Annotated in this window: 26 protein-coding genes; 15 read left to right on the top strand and 11 right to left on the bottom strand. The window is 70.9% G+C overall.

Going from position 1 to position 24287, the window contains the following annotated elements; genetic code table 11:
• Positions 1-46: 46 nt before the first annotated feature.
• The 10 genes from BBK14_RS09520 to BBK14_RS09475 all read right to left on the bottom strand — a co-directional run bounded on the left by BBK14_RS09520 (position 47) and on the right by BBK14_RS09475 (position 11576).
• On the bottom strand, positions 47-2911 hold the full coding sequence (locus BBK14_RS09520; RefSeq protein ID WP_071061116.1) for a patatin-like protein: 2865 nt from the start codon (positions 2909-2911) through the stop codon (positions 47-49).
• 121 nt (positions 2912-3032) lie between these two features.
• Positions 3033-3911, bottom strand: coding sequence for a YhjD/YihY/BrkB family envelope integrity protein (locus BBK14_RS09515; protein WP_241831339.1), 879 nt, complete (start codon positions 3909-3911; stop codon positions 3033-3035).
• 586 nt (positions 3912-4497) lie between these two features.
• Positions 4498-5178: a class I SAM-dependent methyltransferase gene (locus BBK14_RS09510; RefSeq protein WP_071061114.1), complete on the bottom strand. Its 681-nt coding sequence runs from the start codon at positions 5176-5178 to the stop codon at positions 4498-4500.
• An 84-nt stretch (positions 5179-5262) separates the two neighbouring features.
• Complete coding sequence (locus BBK14_RS09505; protein ID WP_071061112.1) at positions 5263-5442, bottom strand: hypothetical protein; 180 nt, start codon at positions 5440-5442, stop codon at positions 5263-5265.
• A 47-nt stretch (positions 5443-5489) separates the two neighbouring features.
• Positions 5490-7514 (bottom strand): prolyl oligopeptidase family serine peptidase, encoded by a 2025-nt coding sequence (locus BBK14_RS09500; RefSeq protein ID WP_071061110.1) that lies wholly within the window; start codon positions 7512-7514, stop codon positions 5490-5492.
• Positions 7515-7589: 75 nt separating this feature from the next.
• Positions 7590-8450 carry an ABC transporter ATP-binding protein gene (locus BBK14_RS09495; RefSeq protein ID WP_071061108.1) on the bottom strand — a complete coding sequence of 287 codons (861 nt, stop codon included), beginning with the start codon at positions 8448-8450 and terminating at the stop codon, positions 7590-7592.
• Positions 8451-8507: 57 nt separating this feature from the next.
• Positions 8508-9335 (bottom strand): hypothetical protein, encoded by an 828-nt coding sequence (locus BBK14_RS09490; protein ID WP_071061105.1) that lies wholly within the window; start codon positions 9333-9335, stop codon positions 8508-8510.
• On the bottom strand, positions 9332-10027 hold the full coding sequence (locus BBK14_RS09485; RefSeq protein ID WP_131802207.1) for a hypothetical protein: 696 nt from the start codon (positions 10025-10027) through the stop codon (positions 9332-9334). Before BBK14_RS09485 ends, BBK14_RS09490 begins: the two co-directional genes overlap by 4 nt.
• Positions 10024-11019 carry a zf-HC2 domain-containing protein gene (locus BBK14_RS09480; protein WP_071061101.1) on the bottom strand — a complete coding sequence of 332 codons (996 nt, stop codon included), beginning with the start codon at positions 11017-11019 and terminating at the stop codon, positions 10024-10026. Before BBK14_RS09480 ends, BBK14_RS09485 begins: the two co-directional genes overlap by 4 nt.
• Complete coding sequence (locus BBK14_RS09475; RefSeq protein ID WP_071061099.1) at positions 11016-11576, bottom strand: RNA polymerase sigma factor; 561 nt, start codon at positions 11574-11576, stop codon at positions 11016-11018. The genes BBK14_RS09480 and BBK14_RS09475 overlap by 4 nt, the downstream gene beginning before the upstream one ends.
• A 535-nt stretch (positions 11577-12111) precedes the next feature.
• Between BBK14_RS09475 and BBK14_RS39850 the strand changes: the two genes are divergently transcribed.
• The 5 genes from BBK14_RS39850 to BBK14_RS09450 all read left to right on the top strand — a co-directional run bounded on the left by BBK14_RS39850 (position 12112) and on the right by BBK14_RS09450 (position 16189).
• Positions 12112-12282, top strand: coding sequence for a hypothetical protein (locus tag BBK14_RS39850; RefSeq protein WP_241831337.1), 171 nt, complete (start codon positions 12112-12114; stop codon positions 12280-12282).
• 725 nt (positions 12283-13007) lie between these two features.
• Positions 13008-13289: a nucleotidyltransferase family protein gene (locus tag BBK14_RS09465; RefSeq protein WP_112105947.1), complete on the top strand. Its 282-nt coding sequence runs from the start codon at positions 13008-13010 to the stop codon at positions 13287-13289.
• The gene (locus BBK14_RS09460) at positions 13286-13615 is read left to right on the top strand and encodes a HepT-like ribonuclease domain-containing protein (protein WP_071061093.1); all 330 of its coding nucleotides are present in this window, start codon (positions 13286-13288) and stop codon (positions 13613-13615) included. Before BBK14_RS09465 ends, BBK14_RS09460 begins: the two co-directional genes overlap by 4 nt.
• A 1069-nt stretch (positions 13616-14684) precedes the next feature.
• Positions 14685-15248 (top strand): xylanase, encoded by a 564-nt coding sequence (locus tag BBK14_RS09455; RefSeq protein WP_131802206.1) that lies wholly within the window; start codon positions 14685-14687, stop codon positions 15246-15248.
• A complete protein-coding gene (locus BBK14_RS09450) occupies positions 15242-16189 on the top strand; it encodes a hypothetical protein (RefSeq protein WP_131802205.1) in 948 nt (315 codons plus the stop codon). The genes BBK14_RS09455 and BBK14_RS09450 overlap by 7 nt, the downstream gene beginning before the upstream one ends.
• 717 nt (positions 16190-16906) lie before the next feature.
• On the opposite strand, the gene BBK14_RS42085 is transcribed toward BBK14_RS09450, so the two are convergent.
• Complete coding sequence (locus BBK14_RS42085; RefSeq protein ID WP_083390826.1) at positions 16907-17728, bottom strand: GntR family transcriptional regulator; 822 nt, start codon at positions 17726-17728, stop codon at positions 16907-16909.
• A 299-nt stretch (positions 17729-18027) separates the two neighbouring features.
• On the opposite strand from BBK14_RS42085, the gene BBK14_RS09440 reads away from it, so the two are divergent.
• The 10 genes from BBK14_RS09440 (at position 18028) to BBK14_RS09400 (ending at position 24150) form a co-directional block, all read left to right on the top strand.
• Complete coding sequence (locus BBK14_RS09440) at positions 18028-18708, top strand: hypothetical protein (RefSeq protein WP_071061087.1); 681 nt, start codon at positions 18028-18030, stop codon at positions 18706-18708.
• Positions 18705-18941: a hypothetical protein gene (locus tag BBK14_RS09435; protein WP_071061085.1), complete on the top strand. Its 237-nt coding sequence runs from the start codon at positions 18705-18707 to the stop codon at positions 18939-18941. The genes BBK14_RS09440 and BBK14_RS09435 overlap by 4 nt, the downstream gene beginning before the upstream one ends.
• Positions 18941-19066 carry a hypothetical protein gene (locus tag BBK14_RS41235; protein WP_275078466.1) on the top strand — a complete coding sequence of 42 codons (126 nt, stop codon included), beginning with the start codon at positions 18941-18943 and terminating at the stop codon, positions 19064-19066. The genes BBK14_RS09435 and BBK14_RS41235 overlap by 1 nt, the downstream gene beginning before the upstream one ends.
• Positions 19063-19470, top strand: coding sequence for a hypothetical protein (locus BBK14_RS09430; RefSeq protein WP_071061083.1), 408 nt, complete (start codon positions 19063-19065; stop codon positions 19468-19470). Before BBK14_RS41235 ends, BBK14_RS09430 begins: the two co-directional genes overlap by 4 nt.
• 84 nt (positions 19471-19554) lie before the next feature.
• Entirely contained in the window at positions 19555-19875 is a 321-nt protein-coding gene (locus tag BBK14_RS09425) for a hypothetical protein (RefSeq protein ID WP_071061080.1), read from the top strand.
• Positions 19872-20120, top strand: a complete 249-nt coding sequence (locus BBK14_RS09420) for a helix-turn-helix domain-containing protein (RefSeq protein WP_071061078.1) — start codon at positions 19872-19874, stop codon at positions 20118-20120. The genes BBK14_RS09425 and BBK14_RS09420 overlap by 4 nt, the downstream gene beginning before the upstream one ends.
• A complete protein-coding gene (locus tag BBK14_RS09415) occupies positions 20107-20583 on the top strand; it encodes a hypothetical protein (RefSeq protein ID WP_071061076.1) in 477 nt (158 codons plus the stop codon). Before BBK14_RS09420 ends, BBK14_RS09415 begins: the two co-directional genes overlap by 14 nt.
• Entirely contained in the window at positions 20580-21746 is a 1167-nt protein-coding gene (locus BBK14_RS38790) for a hypothetical protein (RefSeq protein ID WP_071061074.1), read from the top strand. Before BBK14_RS09415 ends, BBK14_RS38790 begins: the two co-directional genes overlap by 4 nt.
• A complete protein-coding gene (locus BBK14_RS36820; protein WP_071061072.1) occupies positions 21743-21997 on the top strand; it encodes a hypothetical protein in 255 nt (84 codons plus the stop codon). The genes BBK14_RS38790 and BBK14_RS36820 overlap by 4 nt, the downstream gene beginning before the upstream one ends.
• Entirely contained in the window at positions 21997-24150 is a 2154-nt protein-coding gene (locus BBK14_RS09400) for a cell division protein FtsK (protein ID WP_071061070.1), read from the top strand. Before BBK14_RS36820 ends, BBK14_RS09400 begins: the two co-directional genes overlap by 1 nt.
• The last annotated feature ends 137 nt before the right edge of the window (positions 24151-24287 follow it).

Genomic DNA, 24287 nt, shown 5'->3' with positions numbered 1-24287 from the left:
TGGCCATGTCGGGTACGCCCACATGGGCGGTCCCCTCATTCCCGGGTCATCCGCCGATACTTTCCCGGATCCTCGCGGTGGTCTGCCGGCCGGCCCATCTCAGCACCGCGGCGGGCAGCATCAGCACGCTACCGGCCTCCTTCCGGACGACATCGAAGGCCAGTTCCAGTGTCCGCAGCATCGGGGTGTAGGCCGGCGGGACCGGGGCGAACAGGCCCGCGGCAAACCGTGTGGCGACGGCAGCCGATCTCCAGAGGAGCCCCGCCGAGACCGCCTCGGCGAAGGACTCCGTGGCGATCTCGGCATCGGCGAACATGGCGAAGAGCTCGTCCAGACCGGGGTCGGGCGTGGCCGTCCACAGCCGCAGGAAACGTGCCCCCGCGGTGGGAAGGCCGCCTTCTTTCCGATCCTCCTCGATCGCGACGGCGAGGCGGGGCAGCTCCTCGGTGAGGATGTCGGCGTGCAGCCGCCGGGCGACCGCGAGCGCAGTGGCCACGAGGGGCTCTGCTCCTGCCTCCGGATCGTCGAGGAAGGACAGCTCCGCGAGGATCGCCTCGCTCTGCGTGTCGAAGTGCTCGCCCAACCGGGTCTGATAGCTGCCCCCGACGGCGAGCCGGCGCAGCTGGTCGTGAGTGTCCTTGGCCGACAGGCCGAGCTGGCGCAGCCGGCCCGGGTCGAGGACGGCCTGGACCATGCGCGTGGCGCCGTCCAGCCGGCCCCAGATCCAGTCGTTGACCCGCCAGGATCTGCTGGCGAACCCGCCGAACCAGAACAGTTCCGTTCCGGCGATCTTGGCCGGGGTGGTGGGCCCGCCGAACGAGTTGGGGGTGAAGCCGCTGATCTGCTGGAGCAGCACCTCCTGCTCCACCTCGGGCGGCGCGCCGGAGATCGCGATCTGGCACACCTCTACCGCCAGCAGCCTGCGCAGCAACGACGCCGGGGACGGCTGCGCGCCGTCGGGAAACAACGCCTCGACCAGGTTGTGCAGCAACTCGGCCTCGTCCGCCGCATCGGAGTCGCCAGCCGCGTCGGGAGGACCGGCCGCGTGCCGAACGCCGGGCGGGCCGGCCGGCGGACCGCCTGGCCGGGCGCGCGCGGCGACATGCCGCAGGTCGCCGCCCGCCTCGGCCAGGACGCGCGCGATCCGCTCCGCGACGGCGCCCAGCCGGTCAGGCAGGGAGGCGGCCGGGGCCTCCTTGGCCCCCGGCGGCAGCGGCCAGCGTGACAGCGCGGCCTGAACCCAGGAGCGAAGGCACTCCTGACGCTCCGTCGCGTCCGAGCCCCGCGCCGGGGGAGCCGGCGGCCGGGTGGCCCAGCTCCGCCAGAACACCTTGTCGTCGCGGCGGCATTCACGAAGCTCGGCCAGCGCTTCGTGGAGGCGCCGGCGGTGCCCGCGCAGCCGCCGGCGGGTAGTCACCTCGGCGGGGTCGGTCGGATCGGCGAGCCACATGGCGCGCTTGAAGACGTCGACCGCGAGGGCGCCGATGCGCTCAACCGGCTCGACCCCCCAGGCCCAGCGCGCGGGGTCGGCGTCAGCGGCTGGCAGATGGTCGTCCGGCGGTATGTAGGAGACGCCGCCGGCGCGCGTGCCGACGTCCCGTAGCACCGCTGCGAGCTCGGGACGGCTCCACCAGATCCGGGGCCGCGGGGCGGCCGCCGCCAGCAGCGCACCGATGCGATCGGCCTCCTGGTACGAGCGCGTGCTCCGGTAGCCGTCCATCAGCTTCTCGGCGAGCTTCTCGTTGAGGTGGTGGACGATCCTCGCGCGGTCAGGGCGGTAGCGGCGGACCCGGTCGTTCGTCGCCTGGATCTCGGTGAGCTCGGCGTCGACCGACTGCGCGTAGGGCAACGTGGCCAGCGTCCGCAGCACCGCGGCCGGCGTCGGCGGCCGGTCGTCGGTATCGCTGCCGAGGCTGTGGACGTCGCCGAGACCGGCGACCTCGGCCGGGGCGGGACTGCTCGGGTCGGGGTTCACATGCACCAGGAGCCGCCGTACCTGTTGCTCCGCCGGCTGGGCGTAGATCGCGGCGAGCGCCGGTTTCACCGGCTGGTTCAGCAGCACTCCGCCGTCCATGACGTACCGGCTCCGGTCGAACTGCGCCACCGCCGGCAGGCCCGCGCCGGCGCCCATGTCCGGATGGTAGGAATCCCTCCCCGCTTCCCCCACCGGGATGAAACTCGGTTCGAAGGCGACCGGAAACGACGCGGTGCTCCGGCTCGCCAGCGCCAGCCGGTGGGTAATCCTCGCGTCCCAGAAAGGGTCAAGTACGGGTGACGCGTCCGCGGCGCGGGTGAATCGCAGCGCTCCGGTATGGGCCGATTCGATGATCTCCGTCCCGAAGTCGTCGACGCGCTGTTTCGGCTGGCCGCGCATCAGCGTTGTGTTGATGATCAGGTCGATCGGCCGCTCGCTCGCCGGCACGTACCGCTGGGATCGTTCGCCCGCGGGCACGATGCGTTCGAAGGCACTGACCAGCTCGGGCAGGAAACAGTCATCGCCGCGCAGCAGGGACGCCGGGTGCGGCTCACGCGGGTCGCGCAGCAGCGCGTCGAACGAGCCCAGCTCGGCCCACAACTCGCCGAGCGGGCGCAGATCGGCCCCGTAGGCCTGGGCATACGCCAGCAACGCCCCGTTGATGCCACCGGCCGACGTCCCCGCGATCACATCTGCCCGCGCCCTCCCGTGGACGAGATCAAGAAGTCCGCCGTAGACCGTCGCCGCTTCCGAAAAGCGCAGATCCGCCTTACCCGGGGCCGGATCACTCGGACGGCGCTGGGTAAGGCTGTTGATCTCGTTGACCACCCCGCTCATCCACACCGCGAGGCTTATCCCGCCATTGAGAACGACCGCGATTCGAATGTCCTCCAGGTCGTCATGGTCGACATTGAGCTGGTTGTCGCTGYGGCTCATCGCTCTCCTTGACGAGAATCCCGTGTGCCGGGAACGGGGCCGGGTGTTCGTGGGATTTACCGGCAATCCTCACCTACGTCCGCCTCGTCGCGGGTGGGCCGCCACCATGCCGCGCATCCAATCATTGCGCCGGGCCGCTGGGAGTCGTGCCGCGCCGTTCGCGCCCGGGCCGACGCCTGGTGGCATCGGGATCTCCGCATCCGGCCGCATCGCCGGTTCCCTTTTTGGCCCGCATTTCCACCTTGGCACGAGCGGCTGCTTTGCGCGTCTCGTTGTACCACATTCCGACGATCGCCCCTCCGGTGAGAACAACGCCAAAACCGATCAGCCAGGAAAGGATCGCGAAAACGACGCCGATGCTCCCGTAGCTCCGCTCGTTCGTGACGATGGACGCGGAGAAAGTAAACCTGCTCACCACGCCAAGGCCGGTCAGCCCGACCGTCGTGAACGCGGCGGCCGGCCAGGCCTCGCGCCACCCGAGCCGTCCGAGGGTGAGGACCCTGATGCCGATCCAGAGAAGGAACAACATACCCGTGGTACTGAGCAGGCCGTAGCAGATCTGGCCGGTAGTGGTGCTGGTGAGCAGTGCCCCGGCACCGGTGGCGCCGGCGAGAAAGACGATGAGCTCGCAGAGCCAGACGACCTGGGCCGGGATGCCCCGAAGCCCGAGCGGCTGGACCCTGAAAACCTGGACATACACGGACTGCACGGTCGCGGCCAGGGTGAGGCCGCCGAGAATCAGCCAGAGCGCGCCCACCACCGTCCAGCCGCTGTGGACCGTTCCGTCCTGCGGCGTGAACAGCCGTTCGACGGCCTCCGCGGCATCCTGGTTCAGGCCCATCCGCCTGATGATTATTTCTGCCGCGCCTCCGGGGCGCAGCGGCGACAACGCCGCCAACGCGATAATAAAGGGGAAGAACATCATCAGAATGAGCGCGGCGAGACTCATCGAACTGTTGATCAGATCGCCCTGCCGCAATCTGGATGTCAGATCCTCCACCGCGGCGTTCCGGAGCCGTGCCCGGATCGGCCGGGCCTTTTCCGCCAGATGCCCGAACCGTCGCCGCAGCCGGTCCGCGACGGATCCGATGGATCCGCCGGATGGTCAAGATGTGCGCCGGTCACCGGGCGCGCGTGGGCTCCCGGGCATAACTCCCCTCCGACCGCGGTATTCCCGCCCGTCCGGCTGGCCGCCGACCGGGCCGTGCACCACAGCATCGCGGCGCGCGAGTGTCCTCGCATCTCCGGGGTCCGAAACGGCGGAACATACGCCTCACGGCGAAGACACGAAAAGGGTCCGGATCGCCGTAGGTCGCGGAGAAAACCGATCAGAGCGGAATTGGCCTCGTCCGGTCGTTCCTGCTGGGTCCAGCACCCGCCCAAGCAGCGGCCAGAGTGGCAGTAGCCGCACAAAGATCACTTTCGCTGCGGTACCAACGGCATAAAAATTAACTCTGGGCGTTTCCGGCTGAATATTTGAAACGTTCGGTCGAATTTCTCCCGGTGGATTTGATCGCTTCCGGAGACGGGGAGATAGTGCTGGAGCTCGCGGCTGATAAACGGGAACGGCCGATGAACGTGGGGGCTCAGCGTAGCCGGCGTGCGCGTAGTACCAGGTCGTCGACGTGGTGTGCGCCGGCTCCGCTGTCGGGTGCGACGCGTGGCCGCTGCTCGTTGAGCTCCACCTCCCAGTCGTCGTCGAGCAGTGCGGCGACCATCGCGGGCCAGACGTAGTCGGCCGGGTCGAATCCGCTGTCGTGCACCGGATGGGTGTCCATTCCCGCGTGGTGCACGAGCAGGAGCAGGCCGCCGGGGGCGACGGCGGCGAGCAGTGCTCGTTCGGCCGCGGCGTCAGGGGTGCGTAGCAGGGCCGGGTACTGCGCGGAGACCAGGTCGAAGGACGCCGGCGGGAGAGCGGCCTCGGTCAGTTCGGCGTGGACCCATCGGACGGCGACGCCGGCGTCCCGCGCGTGCCCGGCCGCCCGCTCCAGTGCCAGGCCGGAGACCTCGAGCGCGGTCACGTCCCAGCCGCCGCGCGCGAGCCAGACTGCGTCCGCGCCCTCGCCGCAGCCGACGTCGAGCACCCGCCCGGGCGTGAGCGCGGCGACCTCGGCCACGAGCGCGCCATTGGGCTGGCCGCTCCACAGCTGCTCTCGTTCGGAGTACCGCTTGTCCCACTCCGCCTGCACTGCCGGGTCTCCGACGTATCCGTCGAGAGCAGAGCGGGTGTCGGACGCGGGTGAGCCTGTCGCGAGGTCGTCGATCATTGGGCCACTCTTGCCCAGGACGTGCCCAGCCACCAAATTTGTTTGCTGATTTGGCAAACAGATACTCGGGTCTGGCGCTGGCTGTCAGGTCCTTGACCCCACGGACGTCCAGGTGACGCCGCTGTGCTCGACCCATCCGGTCGGGTCGGCGAGGACGGCATCGACCTCGCCGCTGAACAGGCCCGAGGCCGACCAACCGCTGTCCCCGAGCACCGTGAGGATCTTGCCGGGTGCGGAGAAGCGGCGGAAGGCCCCCGTCGACACCGGTCCGTGGGTGAGCGCCGGCGCCCCTCTCCGCAGGGCCGCCGGCGCTATTCGCCGGCCGCGGGGCCGGTGCCGAGGGTACGCCAGAGGAACTCGTAGATCAGGGCTGATTTGTGGGCAAGCTGCTCGTTGTCGGCGGCGCCGCTGTGACCGCCTTCGATGTTCTCGTAGTAGCGGACGTCGTAGCCGAGTTCGCGCAGCCGCGCGACCATCTTGCGGGCGTGCCCGGGGTGGACGCGGTCGTCGCGGGTTGACGTGGTGATGAACGTCGGCGGGTAGCGACGGCCGGGCCGGACATTTTGGTACGGCGAGTATTCCTTGATGAACGCCCAGTCGGCCGGATCGTCGGGGTCGCCGTACTCGGCCATCCACGAGGCTCCGGCCAGCAGCTGGTGGTAGCGGCGCATGTCAAGCAGCGGCACCGAGCAGACGACGGCTCCGAACAGCTCCGGGTAGCGGGTGAGCATGACGCCCATGAGCAGCCCGCCGTTGGAACCGCCCTCGATGCCGAGCTGGGCCGGCGTCGTGATCCCCCGGCCGACGAGGTCGCCGGCCACGGCGGCGAAATCCTCGTAGGCACGCAGCCGGTTCTCGCGGATGGCTGACTGATGCCAGTCCGGGCCGTATTCGCCGCCACCGCGGATGTTGGCGACGACATAGGTGCCGCCGCGCGCCAGCCAGGCCCGGCCGACAGTACCGCTGTAGCTGGGGGTGAGCGAGACCTCGAAACCGCCGTACCCGTAGAGCAGCGTCGGCCCGGGTTCTCCGGTACCGACGACGAAATAGGGGACGCGGGTACCGTCGTCGGACACGGCGAAATACTGGCTGACGGTGCGACCATCGGTCGGGAAGAACGCCGGGGCCTGCTTGAGGATCTCGGGTTCCACGCCGATCTCGCCGCGGTACAAGGTCGCTGGCTGGGTGTAGCCGCTGGCACCGAGGTAGTACTCGTCATCGACGTCGGGGTTGGTGTCGCTGATGTAGGCGGAGCCGGTGTCCGGGAGGTCGGCCAGCGGCGCCCTCGTCCAGCCCGAGGCCGTCGGCGTGAGCACGGTGAACTGGCTTTTCACGTCCCGCAAAGTGGCGACGATGAGATGATTGCGAGTCCACGCGTGGTACGCGAGCGAGGTGTTCTTGTCCGGCTCGAAGAGGAGCTCGAGCTCTCGTCGTCCGGCGAGAAATGCTTCGAAGTCGGCGGCGAGCAGGGCGCCCGCCGGATAGACCTTCTCGTCGACAACCCACTCCGACCGGGTGGTGATGAGCAGCCACTCCCGGTGAACCGAGGTGTGCGCGTCGTCCGGGACGTCGATGCGGACCAGCCCCGTCGGGATACGCAGGAACATCTCGGTGTGGTAGAAGTCGATGCTTCGGTCGACGAAGTCGCGCACGAAACCCTCGGTCGGGTCGTGGTAGGCGTCGACCGAGACGTCATCCACCTCGCCCTCGAAGACTGTGACGGCATCGTCGAGCRGAGTGCCGCGCCGCCATTCCCGGATCACGCGGGGGTAGCCGGAAGTGGTCAACGATCCTTCGTCGAAATCGGTACCGACATAGATCCGGTCCTCATCGATCCAACCGACCGAGCTTTTGGCTTCGGGCAGGAAGAAGCCATCCTCCACGAAGGACCTGGCGACCAGGTCGAACTCACGGATGACGGAGGCGTCCGCGCCGCCACGGGACAGCTCGACCAGAGCCAGCCGGTATTCGGGTCGCAGCACCCGCGAGCCGTGCCACACCCAGTTCTCGCCCTCGCGGGCGGCGAGCGCGTCGACGTCGAGCACGACCTCCCAGCCCGGGGCGGGCTCGCGATACGACGCCAGCGAGGTGCGCCGCCACAGGCCACGCGGATGAGCCGCGTCGCGCCAGAAGTTGTAGAGGTACCCGCCCCTCGTGACCGGGTAGGGAATCTGGTCATCCGAGTCGAGCACCTCGCGGATCTCCGCGCGCAGCGCGGCGAACCCGGCGGACTGGGTGAGCTCGGCGGACGTCTCAGCGTTGCGCTTCCGCACCCAGGCGAGGGCGCCTTCCCCGGCGACGTCCTCGAGCCAGCGGTACGGATCATCGTCGGTCACTTCTCAAGTCTGCCCGATCGCCGGGCGACATCCGACGGGTTCGAGTCCGCGCGGCACGCGATGGCCGGGCGCGGTTCACCGTGCGGTCAGCGCGAGGTACCCGTCCTCGAGGGCGGGGTCCACCGGCCGCGCCTGCGGGCCCGGTGCCGCGGGTGCCACGACCCGGTACCGCATGCCGCCGTCATGCGGCAGCGCGGACACGACCGTGCCTTCGGCCGGCGGCGGCCCGTCGGTGACGATCGACCACACCCGGCCCCGCGCGCGGTGGGTCAGCTCGTCAACCGTGCCGCGGAAGATGAGCCGGCCCCTGGCGAGCACCGCCACCTCGCGACAGGTCTGCGCGATGTCGTCGACGATGTGCGTGCTCAGCAGCACGGTGCGCCGGCCGGCGAACTGGGACAGCAGAGTGCGGAAGCGGATCCGCTCCTCCGGGTCGAGTCCCGCGGTCGGCTCGTCCACGATCAGCAGCCGCGGGTCGGCGAGCAGTGCCTGGGCGATGCCGACCCGTTGCCGCATCCCGCCGGAGAAGCCGCGCAGCCGGCGGTCGGCGTCCCCGGTCAGGGCGACCACCTCGAGCAGCTCCCCGACGCGCCGGCGGCGTGCCGCGCGGTCGTCCATGCCCTTGAGCAGCGCGACGTAGTCCAGGAACTGGCGTGCCGTCAGATCGGGATAGACGCCGAGGTCCTGCGGCAGGTATCCGAGGGCGTGCTGCACGGCGGTGCGCCCCGCGCCCGTGCCCATGTCGTGCCCGCTCACGGTGACCCGGCCGGACGTCGGCCGCACCAGGCCGGCGAGGATGCGCATCAGCGTGGTCTTGCCGGCGCCGTTCGCGCCGAGCAGCCCGAACATGCCGGTGGGCACGACCAGGTCGAGGCCGTCGAGGGCGGCCACCCCGCCCCGGTACGTCTTCGTCAGGCCGGAGATCTCGATCCGCATCGGGTTTCCTCTATTCGTCTGAATCGTTCGTTGCCGTTCGTCGTCGTCCGGATGGCGTCAGGCTCGGCGGGCGCGCACCGCGTGGCCCCCGGCGAGCGCGACGGCCGCGAGCGCCAGCAGCACCGCGATGGACAGCCAGGCGGTCGTCGGCGTCGGGTCCGGCCGCAGGAAGTTCAGCGTCGCGCCGGGCACCGGGCCGGCCCAGGTGTCGCCGCCGTCGATGCCGTGGAAGTCGAGCAGCGCGTCGAGCGGGTAGCCGCCGAGCGGGTGGATGAGAGTCCGCGCGAGCGTCGGCATCATGTCCGGCGCGACCACGTTGCCCCAGAGCCAGTAGCCGACGAAGAACACGCGGAACAGCGGCGCTGGCATGATCAGGGGTACCGCCAGTGCGAAGGCGGCCACGAACAGCAGGCCCGGCACGATCACCACGGCGCAGGTGGCCAGTGCCCAGCCGAGCGCGTCCGGGGCGCCGGTGTGCACCGCGTACGCCGCGGCGAAGCCGAAGTACACCGCCAGGATCGGTACGGCCGTCGCGGCGCCCGCACCGAGGTACTTGCCGACGAGCCGGGCACTCGGCCGGGCGGGCGTGGCGTCCAGGATCGGCGCCACGCGCAGCCGATCGTCGCGGACGAGCCGATCGGCGAGCAGGCAGCCATACCCGATCGACAGCAGCGTGTGCACCTGGACGGCCAGGCCGACGACAGTGGTCCTGGCATCGTCCGATGACTCGTCGGGGTCGAACAGGTCACGCAGCAGGCTGCCGCCGATCAGCAGGAACAGCACGACGGTCAGCGCGGGCACGATCCATACCGACGGTTTGCGGACCTGCATACGGAACTCGTACCTCAGGCTCGCGCCGAGTGCGCGCGCGGTCTGGCTGGTCATTCGTCCTCCTCGCCGATGAGGCGTTCCGAGCGGGCCAGCACGACCAGGGCCAGCGCGACGAGCGTGGCCGCCGCGCCGAGCAGAGCCAGCCGGTTCCCGGTCCAGTCGCCGGGCACCGGGCCGCGGGTCGTGGCGAACAGGTAGAGCAGCCGCCCCGGCAGATGCTCCTGCGCCAGGTCGGCGAAGAGCTGCTGGAACGTCCAGACCGTGCTGACCAGCGCGCCGGCCGCCGCCGGGCTGCGGAACACGGCGCCCGCCACGAAGCCCACAGCCCCCAGTCCGACCGTCGGCGCCGCCCAGGTCAGCTGCCCGGCGAACGGCCCGTGGTTGGCCGGCCAGCGCGCCCACCAGCCGGTCGCGATCAGCACGGCCGCCGTCAGCCCGGCGACCATCGCGGCCCAGACCAGCGTCACCGCCAAGCGCCGCAGCAGCGTGACGCGGTACGGCGTGGGCGCGGCGAGCTGCAGCTCCACGGCCGGATCCCGCCCGACCAGCGAGGCGCAGCCGACACCGGCGGCGAGCGGCACCGCCATCTCCAGAGCACCGAGCAGGATGCGGGCCTTCGTCGCGTCGCCGGGCATCGTGTTGACGAGCGCGGCCGACACGCCCAGCGCCACGGCGACCGGCGGACCGAGCAGGGCCGCCCATCCCGCCCGGCGCGCCTCGTACCGCCAGAGCGTCAGTGGTCTCATGTCGGATGGGTAGCGCGCCACTCGCCGTGCGGTTCACCGCCGCAGGGAGCGAGACGCCCGGCCAGCACCACCGCGGCGATCCCGAACACGGCGCTCACGGTGAGGACGGCGCAGTTCGTGGACCAGACGTCCACGATGAGCCTCGCCGGCCAGTCGTCGCGGGCGAACACGCCGCCCGCCAGCACCCGCATCGCCCACAGCCCGATGGCCGCGCCGAGCGCGACGTCCGGGCCGAACCAGACCGCGACCAGCAGGCTGACCGAAGACAGCAGTGCCATCGGCCCGAGCCAGGCCGCGATCAGCGTCTGCAGGCTCGCCGCCCCGCCCGCCGCGGCAGCGGTCACCACGGAGGCCGCCACCGCGAGCACCAGGTCGTACCCGAACACCAGCGCGAGACGTACCAGCAGCAACAGCGGGCCGGCCGTCGGGGTGGCGGCGACCAGTTCGGCGACCGGGTCGCGCCGTGACCGGTACGTGCCGGCGACACCGGCCGCGGCCACGATCGGGGTGACCAGCGCGAGCACCACGTCGGCGTCGGTCGCGGGCCGCGCGACGGCCGCCGCCTGAACAAGGACCATGGCCACGCCGAGCGCCAGCACCAGCACCGAGGCGACGGGCACAGCCAGCCGGATCAGCCGGGCCTCGGCCACGACCAGCGCGGCGGCGTACCGCAGTCGTCTCGTCCAGACGGCGTCGCCCGGCGGGTCGACGGCTCCCTCGATCGCGCTCCGGGTCAGCACGGCCCGCACCATCCGCGCGGCGTCCGGCGGCGTGTCACCCGGCACGGCCGCACCGCCGGGCACAGCCGCACCGCCCGGCATCGCCGCACGGCCGGGAATCGCCGCACCGCCTGGGGCCGCCGCATCCGCGATCGCCTGCCAGGCGGCGAGGTCCGCGCGGCAGCGCGCGCAGCCCGCCAGGTGTGCGCGGACCCGGTCACGTTCCGCGCCACGCAGCGAGCCGGCGGCGTACGCGGGGAGCATCTCGTTCATTCGGACACCTCCTGGACGGTGAGCGCGGCGGCGACGGCGGCCCGGGCGTGATGCAGCCGGCTCTTCACCGTGCCGACGGGGATCGCGAGCACCTCGGCGACGTCGGCGAGCGGCAGGCCGGCCACGAACACCAGGGCGATCACATCGCGGTGGTGGTCGGGCAACCGGTCGATGGCCGCGGCCACTGGTGTGCCGCCCGCCGCCGCGATCGCCAACTCGTCGGGGCCGGGGCCCCGGTCGGGCCGATCGGGCAGGGGGACGTCGCTGGTCTGCGGGCCGAACCGGCCGCGTAACCGGTTGTGCGCCTGGCGGCGGGCGACCCCGAACAGCCATGTGGTCGCCTTCGAGCGGCCCTCGAAGGCGGCGGCCGACCGCCAGACCGCCAGCATCGTGTCCTGGAGGATCTCCTCCGCGGTCATCCGGTCGCCGGCCAGCCGGTACAGGTAGCCGAACAACGCGCCAGCATGCCGCTCGTAGAGCCGGGTCAGCGCGCCCGCGTCGCCGGCGGCGACCGCGCCCAACAGGGCCTCGTCACTGCCCGGCTCGGGCCGCGCCATCCACTCACCTCCTCGCACCTCCTCCGTCTGACAAGGTAGGTAGCGAGCGGAGGGGCGGACGGTTCACCGCTTCTTCCGTTGATCAATGGGCGGCACCGCTGGATGCCGGCCGAGGGCTGAGCTTCGCCGCCGAGACGGCGACAATGAGCGGCAGCGCCCGGTGCGACGACACGCGGCGGAGCTCGCGGGAGGGGCAGGGACGTCAGTCTGGTCCGCGGGCGAGGCGGTGGCCGTCCCGGATCGCGGTCAGGAGGAAGTCGAGGCCCCAGATGATGACGCTGGTCGCGCTTCCATCGAGCCTGCGGGCTCACCGTGCCGCGCAGCGCGCCGAGTGTCGTGCTGCTGAGGGCGAGTGGGCCAACGGACACGACCTGGTGTTCGTCCAGCCGAACGGGCGTCCGCTCGATCCCCGTGCGGACCACTGGGCCTGGCAGGACCTGCTGTCACAGGCCGGTGTGCGTGCGGCTCGGCTGCACGACGCGCGGCACGCGATGGCGAGCCCGCTCCTGGCGCAGGGGTTCATCCGCGGGTGGTCATGGAGATCGTGGGGCACTCGCGGATCAGCCTGACCCTGGGCACCTACAGCCATGTGGCGCCGGAGCTGTCGGCCGACGCGGCCGACCGGATGGGCGCGGCCCTGTGGGGCACCGGGGCGCCGGCTACCGACAGCGACGATGACCGGAAGAAGGAAGTAGAAGGGGATTGATGCGTTGCGCGCCCGTGGCTGCCAGCATGGCTGCCACAATGAAAACAGCGGCGCCATCCAAATGGATGAAACCGCTGGTAGCTACGGGTGCGCCGCCAGGGACTTGAACCGCCGGGTAGCCCGGGGTGAGATTCCCCCGGGCTACCCGGCGACTTGAACCCCGAACCCGCGGATTAAGAGAAGCAGGAGCTCCGTCCACGGACGTCTACGGACGTCCCCGATGTGCACCGGGTCGGCGCGACCTGGGCTTCAGCGCCGGTCCGTGCCCGCCGGTGTCCACTGACGTCTGCCGGCTCGGGTACAGCGGTGGGTACACCGGTGCCCGGCCGACGTGAGTCGAGACCTGATGCCAGGCTGCTTGGCTGCGGGGTCGTTCGCGATCTCCTGCGGCGCCCGCGTCCATCCGCCAAGTCCACAAAGAGTTCCACCAGTGGATCTAGTAGGTCGACTGCCGCCCACGGCCGTATCCTGTGCTCTGTGGGCGCCTTGCGAGACGAGTTGCACCGGCTGATCGACCGGCTGCCCGAGTCCCAGGTGGCACCGGTCCTGGCTCTCCTCCGAGAGCGCACCCCAACCGTGGACGGAAGCGACGAGTGGCCGTTGCCGGAGTTCGTCGGCACCCTGTCCAGCGGCAAAGGCGACCTCGCAGCCCGTTCCAGTCAGCTGTCGTCCGCCTCGAGGAGGTTGCCGTGACGCCAGACGTAGATCGTCACCGGAGGGTGACGATGAGCGAACTGCGTCGTCGTCGCGCGGACGTCTACGCGATCGCGCGACGCTACGGTGTGAGTAACATCCGTGTCTTCGGCTCCGTCGCCCGCGCCGAAGCAGACGACGCGAGCGACGTCGACCTCCTTGTCGATCTCGCTCCAGGACGAGGTCTGTTCGATCTGGGTGGCTTCATCAGCGACACCGAGGCGACGCTCAATGTCCACGTCGACGTCACGACAGTCGCTGGGCTACGACCCCGGCTCCGTCCGCGGGTCCTGGCCGAGGCCGTCGCACTGTGAGGTCCGACGATGAGCGCCTCCGCGATATCGTCGAACATGCGGAACTGATCAGCACGCACCTCCCCGCCTCACGCGAGGAACTCGACAAGGACGTTGTTCTGTCCGCTGCTCTGATCAGATGGGTAGGAATAATCGGGGAAGCCGCAGCGCGGCTGTCGGACTCCTTCCGCACACACCACCCCGAGGTGCCCTGGGCTGCGATCGCCGGCATGCGCAACCACCTCGTACACGGCTACTTCTCGGTGGATACGGACCTGTTGTGGACCGCGGTCACCGTCGAGATCCCCGGGCTTGCTGTCACCGTAGAATCCTGGCTGGGCGACTGACTCGAGCAGCTCTTCCGGCGGCGCTTCCCTCGCCGCCTTCCTCGGATCTGGCCCGCCGGCCCAGCACTGACCCCGCGTAAGGGACAACCGTGATGGGGTACGAAAAATACGCTCACGGCTGTTCGTAAAGTGCGGGATGATCTCGAAAGAATCGAGATAATTGATCTTGTGAAAGGCGCCCTGACCAGGGCTTACGGGTGCGCCGCCAGGGACTTGAACCCCGAACCCGCGGATTAAGAGAAAACTACTGTACGTAGTAAGTGGTTGCGGTCCGGTATCGGCCAGTCCGTTCTCCCAGCTCAGGGGGGCCGGTTCCGTGTTGGCTCGCAGTGGTCCTCGGTTGGGGTGTGTGGAGCGTCCGTGCCCACAACGTGCCCACCGTCAGCTCCGACCGGGGCCTCAGTCGGCCTGTCCGGCTGCTGGCTGAGGGTGCCTGGATCGACGGCKGGCTCGAACCTCGCCTACTCGGGACCCGGCCGCCCGCGCCGCGCCGGGCCACGCTCACGGTTCCGTTGCCTGCCACTACCGACCTACAACCATGATCGTCCCTGGGGTTTCTATCTTTTTTCTTCTCCCGCACAGACCACGGAGCCCTACAACCCTCAGCACCCTCAGCAGAACACCTAAACCTGCAGGTCAGCACGGGTTTTTGGTTGCTGAGGGTTGGTCTTACAACCCTCAGCAATGCTGAGGGTGCACCCTCAGCAAGATCGGGACGCGGGGACGCTGGGGTCCGGGACGTCAGCGTGTCCGGGCCGCTGGTGGTCATGAGGGCTAACCACCCCCGTGTCGCCCCGCAGCGTCGGGGACCTGCAGGTCAGCGTGGGGGGTCTGGGCCACGACGGGTGCCGGCGCGGTTGGCTGCCAGGGCTCGGGGGACGGGGGTGGTTAGCCTCTTGTGGCCGCCGCCCATCGTCCGCACCCGCTGCTGGTCAGCCTGCCGAGATGCACGAGTCACGCTTTGCGGTGAGCTGTTCCRCTTGTCACGGAACGCGGCTAGCCCTAGCGTTTGCGTCACCGACAGGGGCGTCACCGTCCGGTGACGTCTGGCGATGGGCGAGGGGGCTGTGTGAGCGCGGGCCGACGGCACGTGGGACTGCTGCTGTGCGCGCTGCTCCTGGGCGCCGGCGTGGGYGGCTGTACGTCGGACGGGGACGACCCGTCGCCGCTGCCACCGGCGCCGTCGCAGAGCTTCTCCGCCCCCTCGACCACTGCGACGCCAGATCCCACCAGGACGGGGACCGGTGACGAGGTCAACGACGGCTACGTGCTGTTCTGGCAGGCGTTCATCAACGCCCAGGTCGATGGCAACCCTGACCTACCCGAGCTTGTCCAGCGCGCGGAAGGCCAGGCGCTCGCCTTCGCGCAGGAGTCAGTCAGGGCGTATCGGACCAACGGCTGGGTCCGGGTGATCAAAGAGGGGTTCAGCGTCAACTCGGTGGTGGTCGACCGTGGCGAGGCCACCGCCCGCGTCACCGATACCCAGGACTGGAGCAAGTGGCCRCTGACCGACCGCGCCACCGGGCAGGTCATTGACGGCTCGACACCGCGCCAGTGCATCACCGCGGACATGGTCCGTAAGGGCGAGGTCTGGGCTGTGAGCAGGCTGGTCTTCGTGCAGAACGCATGCTGACCCGTCCCGCCGCGCGGATCGTCGGTCTTTCTTGCGTCCTCGTGATGGCCTTGTCCGCCGGCATCCTGGCCCTTCCCGTAGCCGCAACGGCGGCCGCGGGGACACTGTGCCCGGAAGGGCAGACCGCGTACCGCGCTCCCAACGGGTGGGCGGTGTGCACCCGTAGCCCGGGTTCCCTGCCCTCTCCAGCTCCGCAGCCCAAACCCGCCGCCGACGTGGCCACCGAGCCTCGTACTGGCGGCCGTGCGGCGGTCGATCCTTGCCCGAACCGGCAGACCTGGTCTTTCGATCCCGTCTCCGGCACCGTCCCGCCCCGCGGCTGGGCCGGCACCGGGCAGGGCGGCGGCTACGTGTACCAGACCTGCGACGGCGACGCCCAGAACCCACAGGGCGGCCCGGGGTGGGTCTGGGTGGCCAACCCCGGCGATCCCGCCGGCGGTGCGCCTGCCGTGCCCGCCCCGGCGGAGTTGGCGCAGCAGGCGTTCGACGAGCTTGCCCCTCCCGTGCCGCAGTTCGACTTTCGGCCTCGGCAGCATCCCGGYGGGCCGGACGCGACGCTGGTGGGGCTGTGGACGTTCTTCTGGGCTGACCAGGGCGGCCTGGTGCCGCTGAGCAGGCGGGTGGCGGCCGGCGGGAACTGGGCGGAGGTCACCGCCACGATCCGCCAGGTCGCCTTCGATCCCGGTGACGGCTCGGCGCCACTGTCCTGCCCCGGTGGCGGTACCCCGTACAACCCGGACCTGACCTACGAGCGGCAGGTGACGAGCTGCGCGCACCGCTACGACCGTGCCTCACCAGCGCCGGGGTTCACCGCGACCGCGACGGTGACGTGGTCGGCGACCTGGGCTGGGTCGGGCGGTACCGGCGGGGTGCTGCCGGATGTGACCGCGACCGCCACGGCTGTCGTGCCGGTGCAGGAGATGCAGGTCGTCAACAACTAGCCGGACCCGTGTCCAGCGCACTTGGCGCCGTGCTTGGTCCCGTTCTTGAGGCCGTGCTTGGTGCGGGGCTTGGTGCCGTGCTTGGCGCGTCGCCGAGGTCCTGGCGCCCGTTGTCGCAGGTCAGCCCGGGTGGGCAACCTGCCCCGGCGGATCCGACATGTCTTCTCACCGTCGCCCCGCCACAACCGCCGGATCCCACCCTGCTGTCTCCCCGCGCGGCGCGGGGTCGAGCGGCGCGCCCAGCGCGAGGCGTGCGGCTGACCCCGTATGTCGGACACGTCGTGGACGCGCTCGTCGAGCGTCACGTGACAGACGACGAGCGGTGGTCCGTTCGGCCGGTGTCCACCGCAGTGTCTGCCGTCGTGTCCGCCGTGGTGTCCACGGTGGTGTCTGCCGTCGTGTCTGCCGGGGTGTCCGCGCGACCGGGCGCCTGGTGGCCGTCGTCGCAGGTCAGCCCGGTCAGGCAACCACGGTCAGGCCACCCGACATGTCTTATCCAGCGCCACCCGCCACAGCCGCGGGACCCCGCCCCGCATGTCTCCCCGCACGCGGTGCGGGGTCCAGCGGGYCGCACCACCGCACCTGCGACCACGGTCACCCCCCGGCTATCAGCCAGATCGGGCGTGGTCTCCTCCTACGTCCCCCGTTGTCGCGCATAGCGAGCAATCATCCACACTGCGCCAGCGGGTACGGGCTCGCCCCACTACGGTCCTTCATCTACTCCTGTACGACAGGATCCGTTGGCCACTGCGCGGAAGAGTCTCGCTCGAGCTCCGAAACGAGCTCGACGCGATCGGACGGGATCACGCACACGGTCGCTTCGACGGGCTGGGTGGTTTGTGCCGATGCGCCGACTCGCGTGAGGTCCAGCACGGGCAGGGTCGGTGGGATTTCCAGGAGCCGCGCCTCTTCTCGGGAGGGCATTCGTATGCGGATCGTTTCGGTCCAGCTCAGGGGACCGTGGCCAGCCTCTTCCAGTCGGTCCAGGTAGCCACCGGGTCCGGTGTGTGGCTCGGCGACTTGTGGGGCGTCGGCGACAGCATCGGGATGTACCCAGGTGTCGACGAGCTGGAACGGAGGCTCCCCGGCGGGTGACGTCACACGTCGGCGACGAAGAACATTGGCGCCAGAAGGCACGGCTAGGATCTCAGCCACGGCCGCGGGGATGGGAACGACAGCGGCCCGCGGCTGTCCATGCACTGTCCATGGTTCGTCCGGGCGGGCAGCGGCGGGGAAGACGTAGCCCCTACTGGGGTCTCTCGTCACGGCCCGTCCGCGGGTGATCCGGCGGCGGCCTTGGGTGACATCCCGAACGAATGACCCGCGCCCTTGGCGGGTCACCACAAGACCTTGCTGGCGCAGCAGATCGAGGGCAGGCCGGACCGCGGCGAGGCTGCACCCGTACTCGGTGGCCAGGTCATCGAGGGTGGGGAGCTGCATCCCAGCCGGATACTCCCCGGTCTCGATGCGTGCCCGGATGTCGTCGGAGATGCGGACCGCAAGGGGACGCGCATCGGTCGGCTCGTTTGCCCTGCTCATAGGCCCACGGTATCGAGCGGTACGCAGGTCTGCCGGTTGACCTGTTTCTATGCTTGACAGGTCTGCATGCAGACATGCAGACTAGAGATACGGCTGAGACGGGAGGCAACCCGTCGAGGCACCCCCGGGGCTTCTGGACATGAAGAAGGCCCGGGTGGGAGGCAACCCACACCGGGCCGGACGCGACTGTGATCGCTCTTCGAGCGTACAGCGTCTGTGCACGTCGTGGCGCCTTCCGCACCTGTCTGTTGGTGCGTCTCCCCACCCCGGTGGGGAGGCCGATCGGGAGGACAGCGCTAGTGACGCTTCCTGTACTGACCGCCGCTCCGAGCCCGGATGACGGCCCTGACCCCTACCTGYCCGTCCTGGCGGACCTGTCCCTGGACGGCTACCTGGCCTTCCAGGGAGCGCTCGACCAGGCCCGGCACCTGGTGACGATGCACCGTCGGGACGCCGCCAACCCGGCGCTGCCCGCCGTCACCCGCGCGCAGGCCGCCGCCGTCGCCACGGACGTGCTGGCCACGATCCAGCTGTTCGCCGCCCTCATCGACGACCGCACCGACCTCGACGCGCTCTACGCCGCCGAGGACACCCTGCCCGGCGCGGACCAGCGTGCCCGTCTCACCACCGCGCTGGCCACGGCCCGGCGCATGGTCGCCCAGAGCCTGGCCGACGCCGCCGACCCCGACCTGACCGAGGACGAGCGGGCCGCGTGCGCGACGGCCGCCACCGCCCAGGCGCACGTGGTCGAGGTCTTCGCCGACCTGCTCGCCGACCCCGACCCGATCACCACCCTGGCGCTGGCCAACGCGGTGCACGTCGCCCAGGGCCTGATCACCCCGCACCAGGACGACGCCCACCAGTCGGGCCTGCCCGAGGGGCAGCGGTTCGACGCCGGGCAGGTCGCGTTCGCCCAGGCCTGCGTCCTGGACCTGTTCACCGCCCTGCTCCCCGCCCCCGCGACCACGGGCCGGCGGTGAGCACGGTGGCCCGCACCCGCTCCAAGACCAGCACTGACCGCCGGGTCCGCGACACCGGCACCGGCCGCACCGGTCGCGCTCGTAGCCAGAACATCGGCGGCGGGATCTCGATCGGCGCCGAGCACGGCCCCTGCGACCGCGACGGCCGGCCGATCGGCCGCCAGCTCACCACGGTCACCTGGGACGACGGCACCAAGGACAGCGTCCCGACCGACACCCTCGACACCGACTGATGACCACCACCGCCCCGCCGGCCGCACCCGCGACGAAGGTCACCGTCTGCTCGGAGTGCCTGTCCKTGCTGTTCGACGGTGTCGGGCACGACCAGCTCTGCTCCCGGACCGGCGGCGTCCTGTGAGTGCCCCGACTGTTCTGCTGACCACCGCCCCAGCCCGCACCGGCCGGCAGATCACCGCCCTGCACGCCGCGGTGAGCCTGCTGGAGCGGCTGCGCAGCATCGCCGTGCTGGTCCTGACGATCGGCACCGACTTCTCCCCGAACCTTCCCGTCCACCTCGACGCCCAGATCAGCACCCAGGACGCCGACCCCGGCCCCGCCGAGATCGCCCGCCTGGACCGGCTCAACGCCGCTTCCGTCGCGCTCGACGCCTCGATCGTGCACACCTGGACCRCCAAGGGCCAGCAGGCATTCGCCCTCGACGACCTGGTCATCGACGGCGTGCCGGTCCGCCTGTGGGCCGCGTTCACCGACCCGGCCGTGATCGCCCGCGCGCACGACCTCACGACACTGCGCCGCCGCTAACCCCACCCCCTTCCCTTGTTGCCTGCCGGCCGGCAGGTCCCGTCTCTGCCGGCCGGCTCTCTTCGCCTTCCCCTGGAGCACCCGATGACCCACAACGACCCCGATCAGGCCTGGTTCTGGACCCCGCAGTGGCAGGCCGGTGAGGCCGAAGCGTCCGCCGAGATCGCCGCCAGTGGGCTGACCGTCTACGACGACATGGGCGCCCTGTTCGCCGACATGCCCGCCTTCCGCGACGCGCTGATCGGCGGGACCGGGCAGGGCAAGAGCGTCGCCCCCTGGATCTACCTCGTCGAGGAGGCCGGGCTGCTGGTCGGTGGCATGCCCGGTCAGGGCAAGTCCGCCGCCCTGCGCGCCGGCGCCGTCCGTGACGCGGTCGAGGGCACCGAGGGTGGTGCGGGCCGATGACCACCCTGACCACCACCCCCGACGCCGCCGCCGATCCGCTGGCGGGGTTGCCGCCGCTGATCTCGGTGGAGCGTGCGGCGGAGACGCTCGGGTTCTCCCGGGCATCGGCCTACCGCTACGTCAAGACCGGTGAGTTGCCGTCGAAGAAGCTCGGTGGGCGGGTGTTCATCCTCACCGCCGGGCTACGTGCCCTGCTCACCCCCGACACCCCCGCGCGGGAGGTGGCCGCCGATGAGCGGGGATGACGACGCCGCCCGGGACTTCGCCCGTATCGACCTGGAGCTGCGCGTCCTGCAAGGCCTGGCCGCCACCGGGGGCCTCTCACACGTCCAGGTCCGCCGTCGCACCCAGGAACTGGCCGCCGAAGCCGGCTACGTCCCCGCGCCGCCACCCGAGCAGGAGCGCGTGGACGTGGTGCTGGGCTGGTTGCACCGCCAGCAGCTAACCGGCGGCGACACCGTGTCCGTCAGCGAGATTCACCGCGGCGTGTACCCGCTGCACCGCAACGACGACGGGCGGCGCTGGTGCCGTCGGGTCACCGACGTTCAGGACGTCGTGTCCGCCTTGGTCGATGCCGGTTACCTGCGCACCCTGCCCGCTCCCCTGACGACACGGGGCCGTCAGCCCTCCCCGCGCTATGAGCTGCTGCGCGCCCCCTACCCGCACGACCAGCACCCGACCGACAGCCAGACGGGGGGTGCGCGGTGAAGTACCGGATCGAAACCGAGGAGTACGCCGACACCCACACCGTCGACGGGGTGACCGCCCCGGTCGCCCGCACCCGCCGGGTCGCGGTGCCGGTGCTGCCCCGGGACTGGGACGCCCTCGCCGTGCGTGCGGTGGTGGGCCTGGTGCTGGCGCTCACGCTCGTGTCAATCACGTGGTCGACCGTGTCGATCGCGCACCTGCTCGACGGGACCTGGACGGCTTATCTGGCCGGTGGGGTGTTCGACCTGGCCTGGTGCGCGACCCTGGGCATGGCCTACATCGTCCGGTTCCGCCCCGACCGGCGGAAGGTCGTCGACCGAGTCGGCTGGGGGCTGCTCGCGGTCACGGTGACCGCGATCGGCCTGCACGGCTACCAGACCGGCGGCATCGCGGTGGCGTGCATCGGCGCGTCGGTGAGCATCGCCGCGAAGACGCTGTGGTGGACCTTCGGGCACGCCACCCGCCCCGAACTGACCGCGGACGACAAGCAGTGGGTCGACGCGCAGATCTCCACCGCCAGCGCGCAACTCGCTGTTGCCTCGGTGCGCCGGCAGGTTGCCCGCGCGCAGGATCGGGTCACCGCGGAGTTGCTCGCGATCGAGGCGTCGCGCCGCCCGCCGGTCGGCACTGTCGCGGCCAACGACGTCGCACCCACCGCGTTGCCCGGCAACCCGGGCGAGGCACTGCTGCCCGTGCACGCGGCGCCCGACGTGGTGCCGCGCGAGGCGCCGCAGGCCGCCCTCGACGCCGCACCGCGCGGCGCCGGCACCGCACCGGCGGACCCGGCTCACAGCGCGGCTCAGGACGCGACGCGGGCCGTGGTGGGCAGTACGGATGAAGCACCCGCACGAACAGGTGCTGACCTGGCTGAACAGGCCACCGCGCCGCACCCGCCGAAGCGGCCCACGAAGCAGCCCGCGACGCGGTCGAACCGGGGCGTGGCGGTGCCCCGCGTCGCACGTGCGACGCGGCCCGCGCCGCGCACGGACGCCGAGCTGCTCGCCGTGCTCGACGCGCTCGGGGACGCGGCGGCGGGCCTGTCGGTGCGGGGTGCGGCGGGGCACCTGGAGATCGGGGAGACCCGTGCGAAGCGGCTCCTGACCGAGCACGCGGCGCGCGGTCAGGCGTCGCTGTCGCTGGTGAAGACGGAGACCGCGTCATGACCGGCGGTGTGCATGAGGATCTGCGCCGGTTGCCCTGGTGGGTCGCGCTCGCCCTGACGGTGCTCGCGCTGGTCGTGCTGGCGCTGCGCTCGGTCGGCCTGGTCGTCGCGGTCGTGGTGACCACGGCTGAGCGTCTCGACGTGGCGGCCGCGGTCCGTGCCGGGATCAGCCCGTTGGGGGCGTCGTCCTGGCTGCTGGACGCCGCTGCCGCGTCTACGTCCGACTGGTCCCGTTTCCCGGGAGGTGAGTGATGACCGAACAGCCGAACACCCCGAACGACTCCCAGCCTGGTGGGGTTGTGCTGCCTGGCCCGTGGACCCCGACCGTCGACGCTCCCGGGGAAGCGGGCGAGGCTCTGCACGGGGAGGTGATCGACCAGCAGGGCAACCTGGTCGTCCCCGAGCCAGCCGGGCCGCCCGCGCGGCGTGCTGTGCCGCTGCCCGCGCTGCCGGTGAGTGGGAAGGAGATCGCCCGCACCGCCGGGCGGGCGGCGGTGCAGTCCGCGCAAGGCCATGCGGTGCTGGCCCGGCGGGCGGCGGAGGCGGCGACGCATGCGGCGATCCGGGAGCAGATCCGCGCCGCCCGCGCCCGTGGGGACGCCGCCGAGCTGGCGGCGTGGCTGGACCGGCTGCACGCGGCGAAGGACGCCCGCCGCCAGCGGGTGGCGAACCTGCCCGCCGTCCTCAAGGCCGCTGGGGTTTCCTCGCTGGCCGCGGTGCTGGTCGTCACCGGGGTGTTGCTGACCGCCGGGATCCTGGTCGGGGTGGTGCACCCGGTCGGGGTGGGCTGGGGCGACTACTGGGGGTTCATCGGCTGGTTGCTGCGCCTGCTCGTCACCGTCGCCACGGTGCTGGTTCCGCTTGCCGCCGCAGGGGTTGTGCCGGCGTGGCTGGTCCTCACCCACCGGGCCGGGCAGGCGGCGGACGCCCCGAGCTGGGTCGCGACCTCGACCGAGGTGGACGTCGACATCGTCGTGGACGAGCGGACCCTCACCCAGGCGTTGGCCGCGCTGCGGATCAAGCAGATCACCGACTACCTCAAGAAGGCCCCGCTGCAGTACGTGGTCCCGGCCCGCAAGGACGGCCGGGGCACCTACGCCCTGATCCGCCTGCCCGGCGGCCTGCCCGCCAGCTATGTGACCGTGCAGACCAAGCGGGAATCGATCGCGGCCAGCCTGCACCGGCGCACCAACGAGGTCTGGCTACGCACCGGTGAGGACGCCGGCCTGCTCGATGTGTGGATCGCCGACCCCGGTGCGCTCAAGGAAGGCGCCGGCCCGTACCCGCTGCTGACCGACGGGTTCGTCGATGTGTTCCGCGGGGTGCCGTTCGGTCGCAGCCTGCGCGGGGACCCGCTGGTCGCGCCGCTGATGGAACGCAACACCATCACCGGCGGCCAGCCGGGGCAGGGCAAGAGCTCCTCGGCCCGGACCATGCTCGCCGGAGCGGCCCTGGACATCACCGCGGAGATCCGGATCTGGGTGCCGGACACGAACTTCGACTTCGAGTACTTCAAGCCCCGCTGCTCCCGCTACGTCATGGGCGCCGACGACGACAAGATCCGCCAGATCCTCGAGGACCTGCGCGAGCTCTACGCCGAGGTCCAGGCCCGCGGCCAGCTCCTGGTCGACCACAAGATCCCCGCGGTCACCCGGAAGAAGGCCAGCGAAGGCATCGGCCTGCACCCCCTGTTCTGCCTGCTCGAAGAAGCCCACCTGGCGATCCAGCACGAGACGTACGGCAAGGAGATCGCCCAGCTTCTGATCGACATCGTGAAGCTGGGTCGTAAGCGCGGCATCCACATGATCGTGAGCACGCAGGCGCCGACGAAGGACTCGATGCCCCGCGACGTGACCCGTAACTGCTCCAACGGGATCGCCTACGCCGTCGGGGACCACGTCGCCAACGACGCCCTGCTCGGACAAGGCGCCTACCGGGCCGGTCACCGGGCCACCGAGCTGATCGCCGGTGTCGACAAGGGCACCGCCCTGGTCAAGGGCTTCACCGGGGAGCGCTCCGTCATGGCCCAGACCTACTTCATCCACGTCGACCACGTCCCCGCCCTCATCCAACGCGCCCTCGACGCCCTCGACCGCAAGGGCCTGCCCGTCCCCGGCACCGACACCCCCCGCGGTAGCGGGCAGGAGCTGGAGGCCCGGGACCTGCTCGACGACCTCGACACCGTCCTGGGCACCGAGGTCATCTCGATCGCGAAGGTCCCGCCGCTGCTGCTCAACCTCGCCCCCACCTGGGCGCCCTACAAGGGCCTTACCGGCGCCGGGCTGGTCAAGCTGCTGGCCGCCGAGGGGATCAAGGTGCCGTCCACAGGGAACCGCTTCCCTCTCGATCCGGTCACTGTCCGTGAGGAGATCGGCCGGCGGGCCACCGCCGACCTCGACGAGTAGGTAGACCACCCGCCACCCCCGAAACCACACCCCACAGGCCCCCTGGCAGGGCGAATCTCACTGCCCCACCTGGGCTCACTCGGCTCACTTCCCCCAGCTCAGCCGGCCCGCAGTCTCCCAGGCACCACCGGGTTAGA

The sequence above is a fragment of the Parafrankia soli genome (genome assembly GCF_001854695.1).
GTDB classification, from domain to species: domain Bacteria; phylum Actinomycetota; class Actinomycetes; order Frankiales; family Frankiaceae; genus Parafrankia; species Parafrankia soli.
Note: the sequence above shows the minus strand (reverse complement) of the source record. Positions and strands in the feature narration are given on the sequence as shown.

Coding starts and splice junctions, on each gene's coding strand:
- BBK14_RS39850 (WP_241831337.1), top strand. CDS start 12,112: ATGGAGATCGTGGGGCACTCGCGGATCAGCCTGACCCTGGGCACCTAC.
- BBK14_RS09420 (WP_071061078.1), top strand. CDS start 19,872: ATGACCACCCTGACCACCACCCCCGACGCCGCCGCCGATCCGCTGGCG.
- BBK14_RS09415 (WP_071061076.1), top strand. CDS start 20,107: ATGAGCGGGGATGACGACGCCGCCCGGGACTTCGCCCGTATCGACCTG.
- BBK14_RS09510 (WP_071061114.1), bottom strand. CDS start 5,178: ATGATCGACGACCTCGCGACAGGCTCACCCGCGTCCGACACCCGCTCT.
- BBK14_RS42085 (WP_083390826.1), bottom strand. CDS start 17,728: ATGAGCAGGGCAAACGAGCCGACCGATGCGCGTCCCCTTGCGGTCCGC.
- BBK14_RS09480 (WP_071061101.1), bottom strand. CDS start 11,019: ATGAACGAGATGCTCCCCGCGTACGCCGCCGGCTCGCTGCGTGGCGCG.
- BBK14_RS09465 (WP_112105947.1), top strand. CDS start 13,008: ATGAGCGAACTGCGTCGTCGTCGCGCGGACGTCTACGCGATCGCGCGA.
- BBK14_RS09475 (WP_071061099.1), bottom strand. CDS start 11,576: ATGGCGCGGCCCGAGCCGGGCAGTGACGAGGCCCTGTTGGGCGCGGTC.
- BBK14_RS09425 (WP_071061080.1), top strand. CDS start 19,555: ATGACCCACAACGACCCCGATCAGGCCTGGTTCTGGACCCCGCAGTGG.
- BBK14_RS36820 (WP_071061072.1), top strand. CDS start 21,743: ATGACCGGCGGTGTGCATGAGGATCTGCGCCGGTTGCCCTGGTGGGTC.
- BBK14_RS09400 (WP_071061070.1), top strand. CDS start 21,997: ATGACCGAACAGCCGAACACCCCGAACGACTCCCAGCCTGGTGGGGTT.
- BBK14_RS09485 (WP_131802207.1), bottom strand. CDS start 10,027: ATGAGACCACTGACGCTCTGGCGGTACGAGGCGCGCCGGGCGGGATGG.
- BBK14_RS09490 (WP_071061105.1), bottom strand. CDS start 9,335: ATGACCAGCCAGACCGCGCGCGCACTCGGCGCGAGCCTGAGGTACGAG.
- BBK14_RS09495 (WP_071061108.1), bottom strand. CDS start 8,450: ATGCGGATCGAGATCTCCGGCCTGACGAAGACGTACCGGGGCGGGGTG.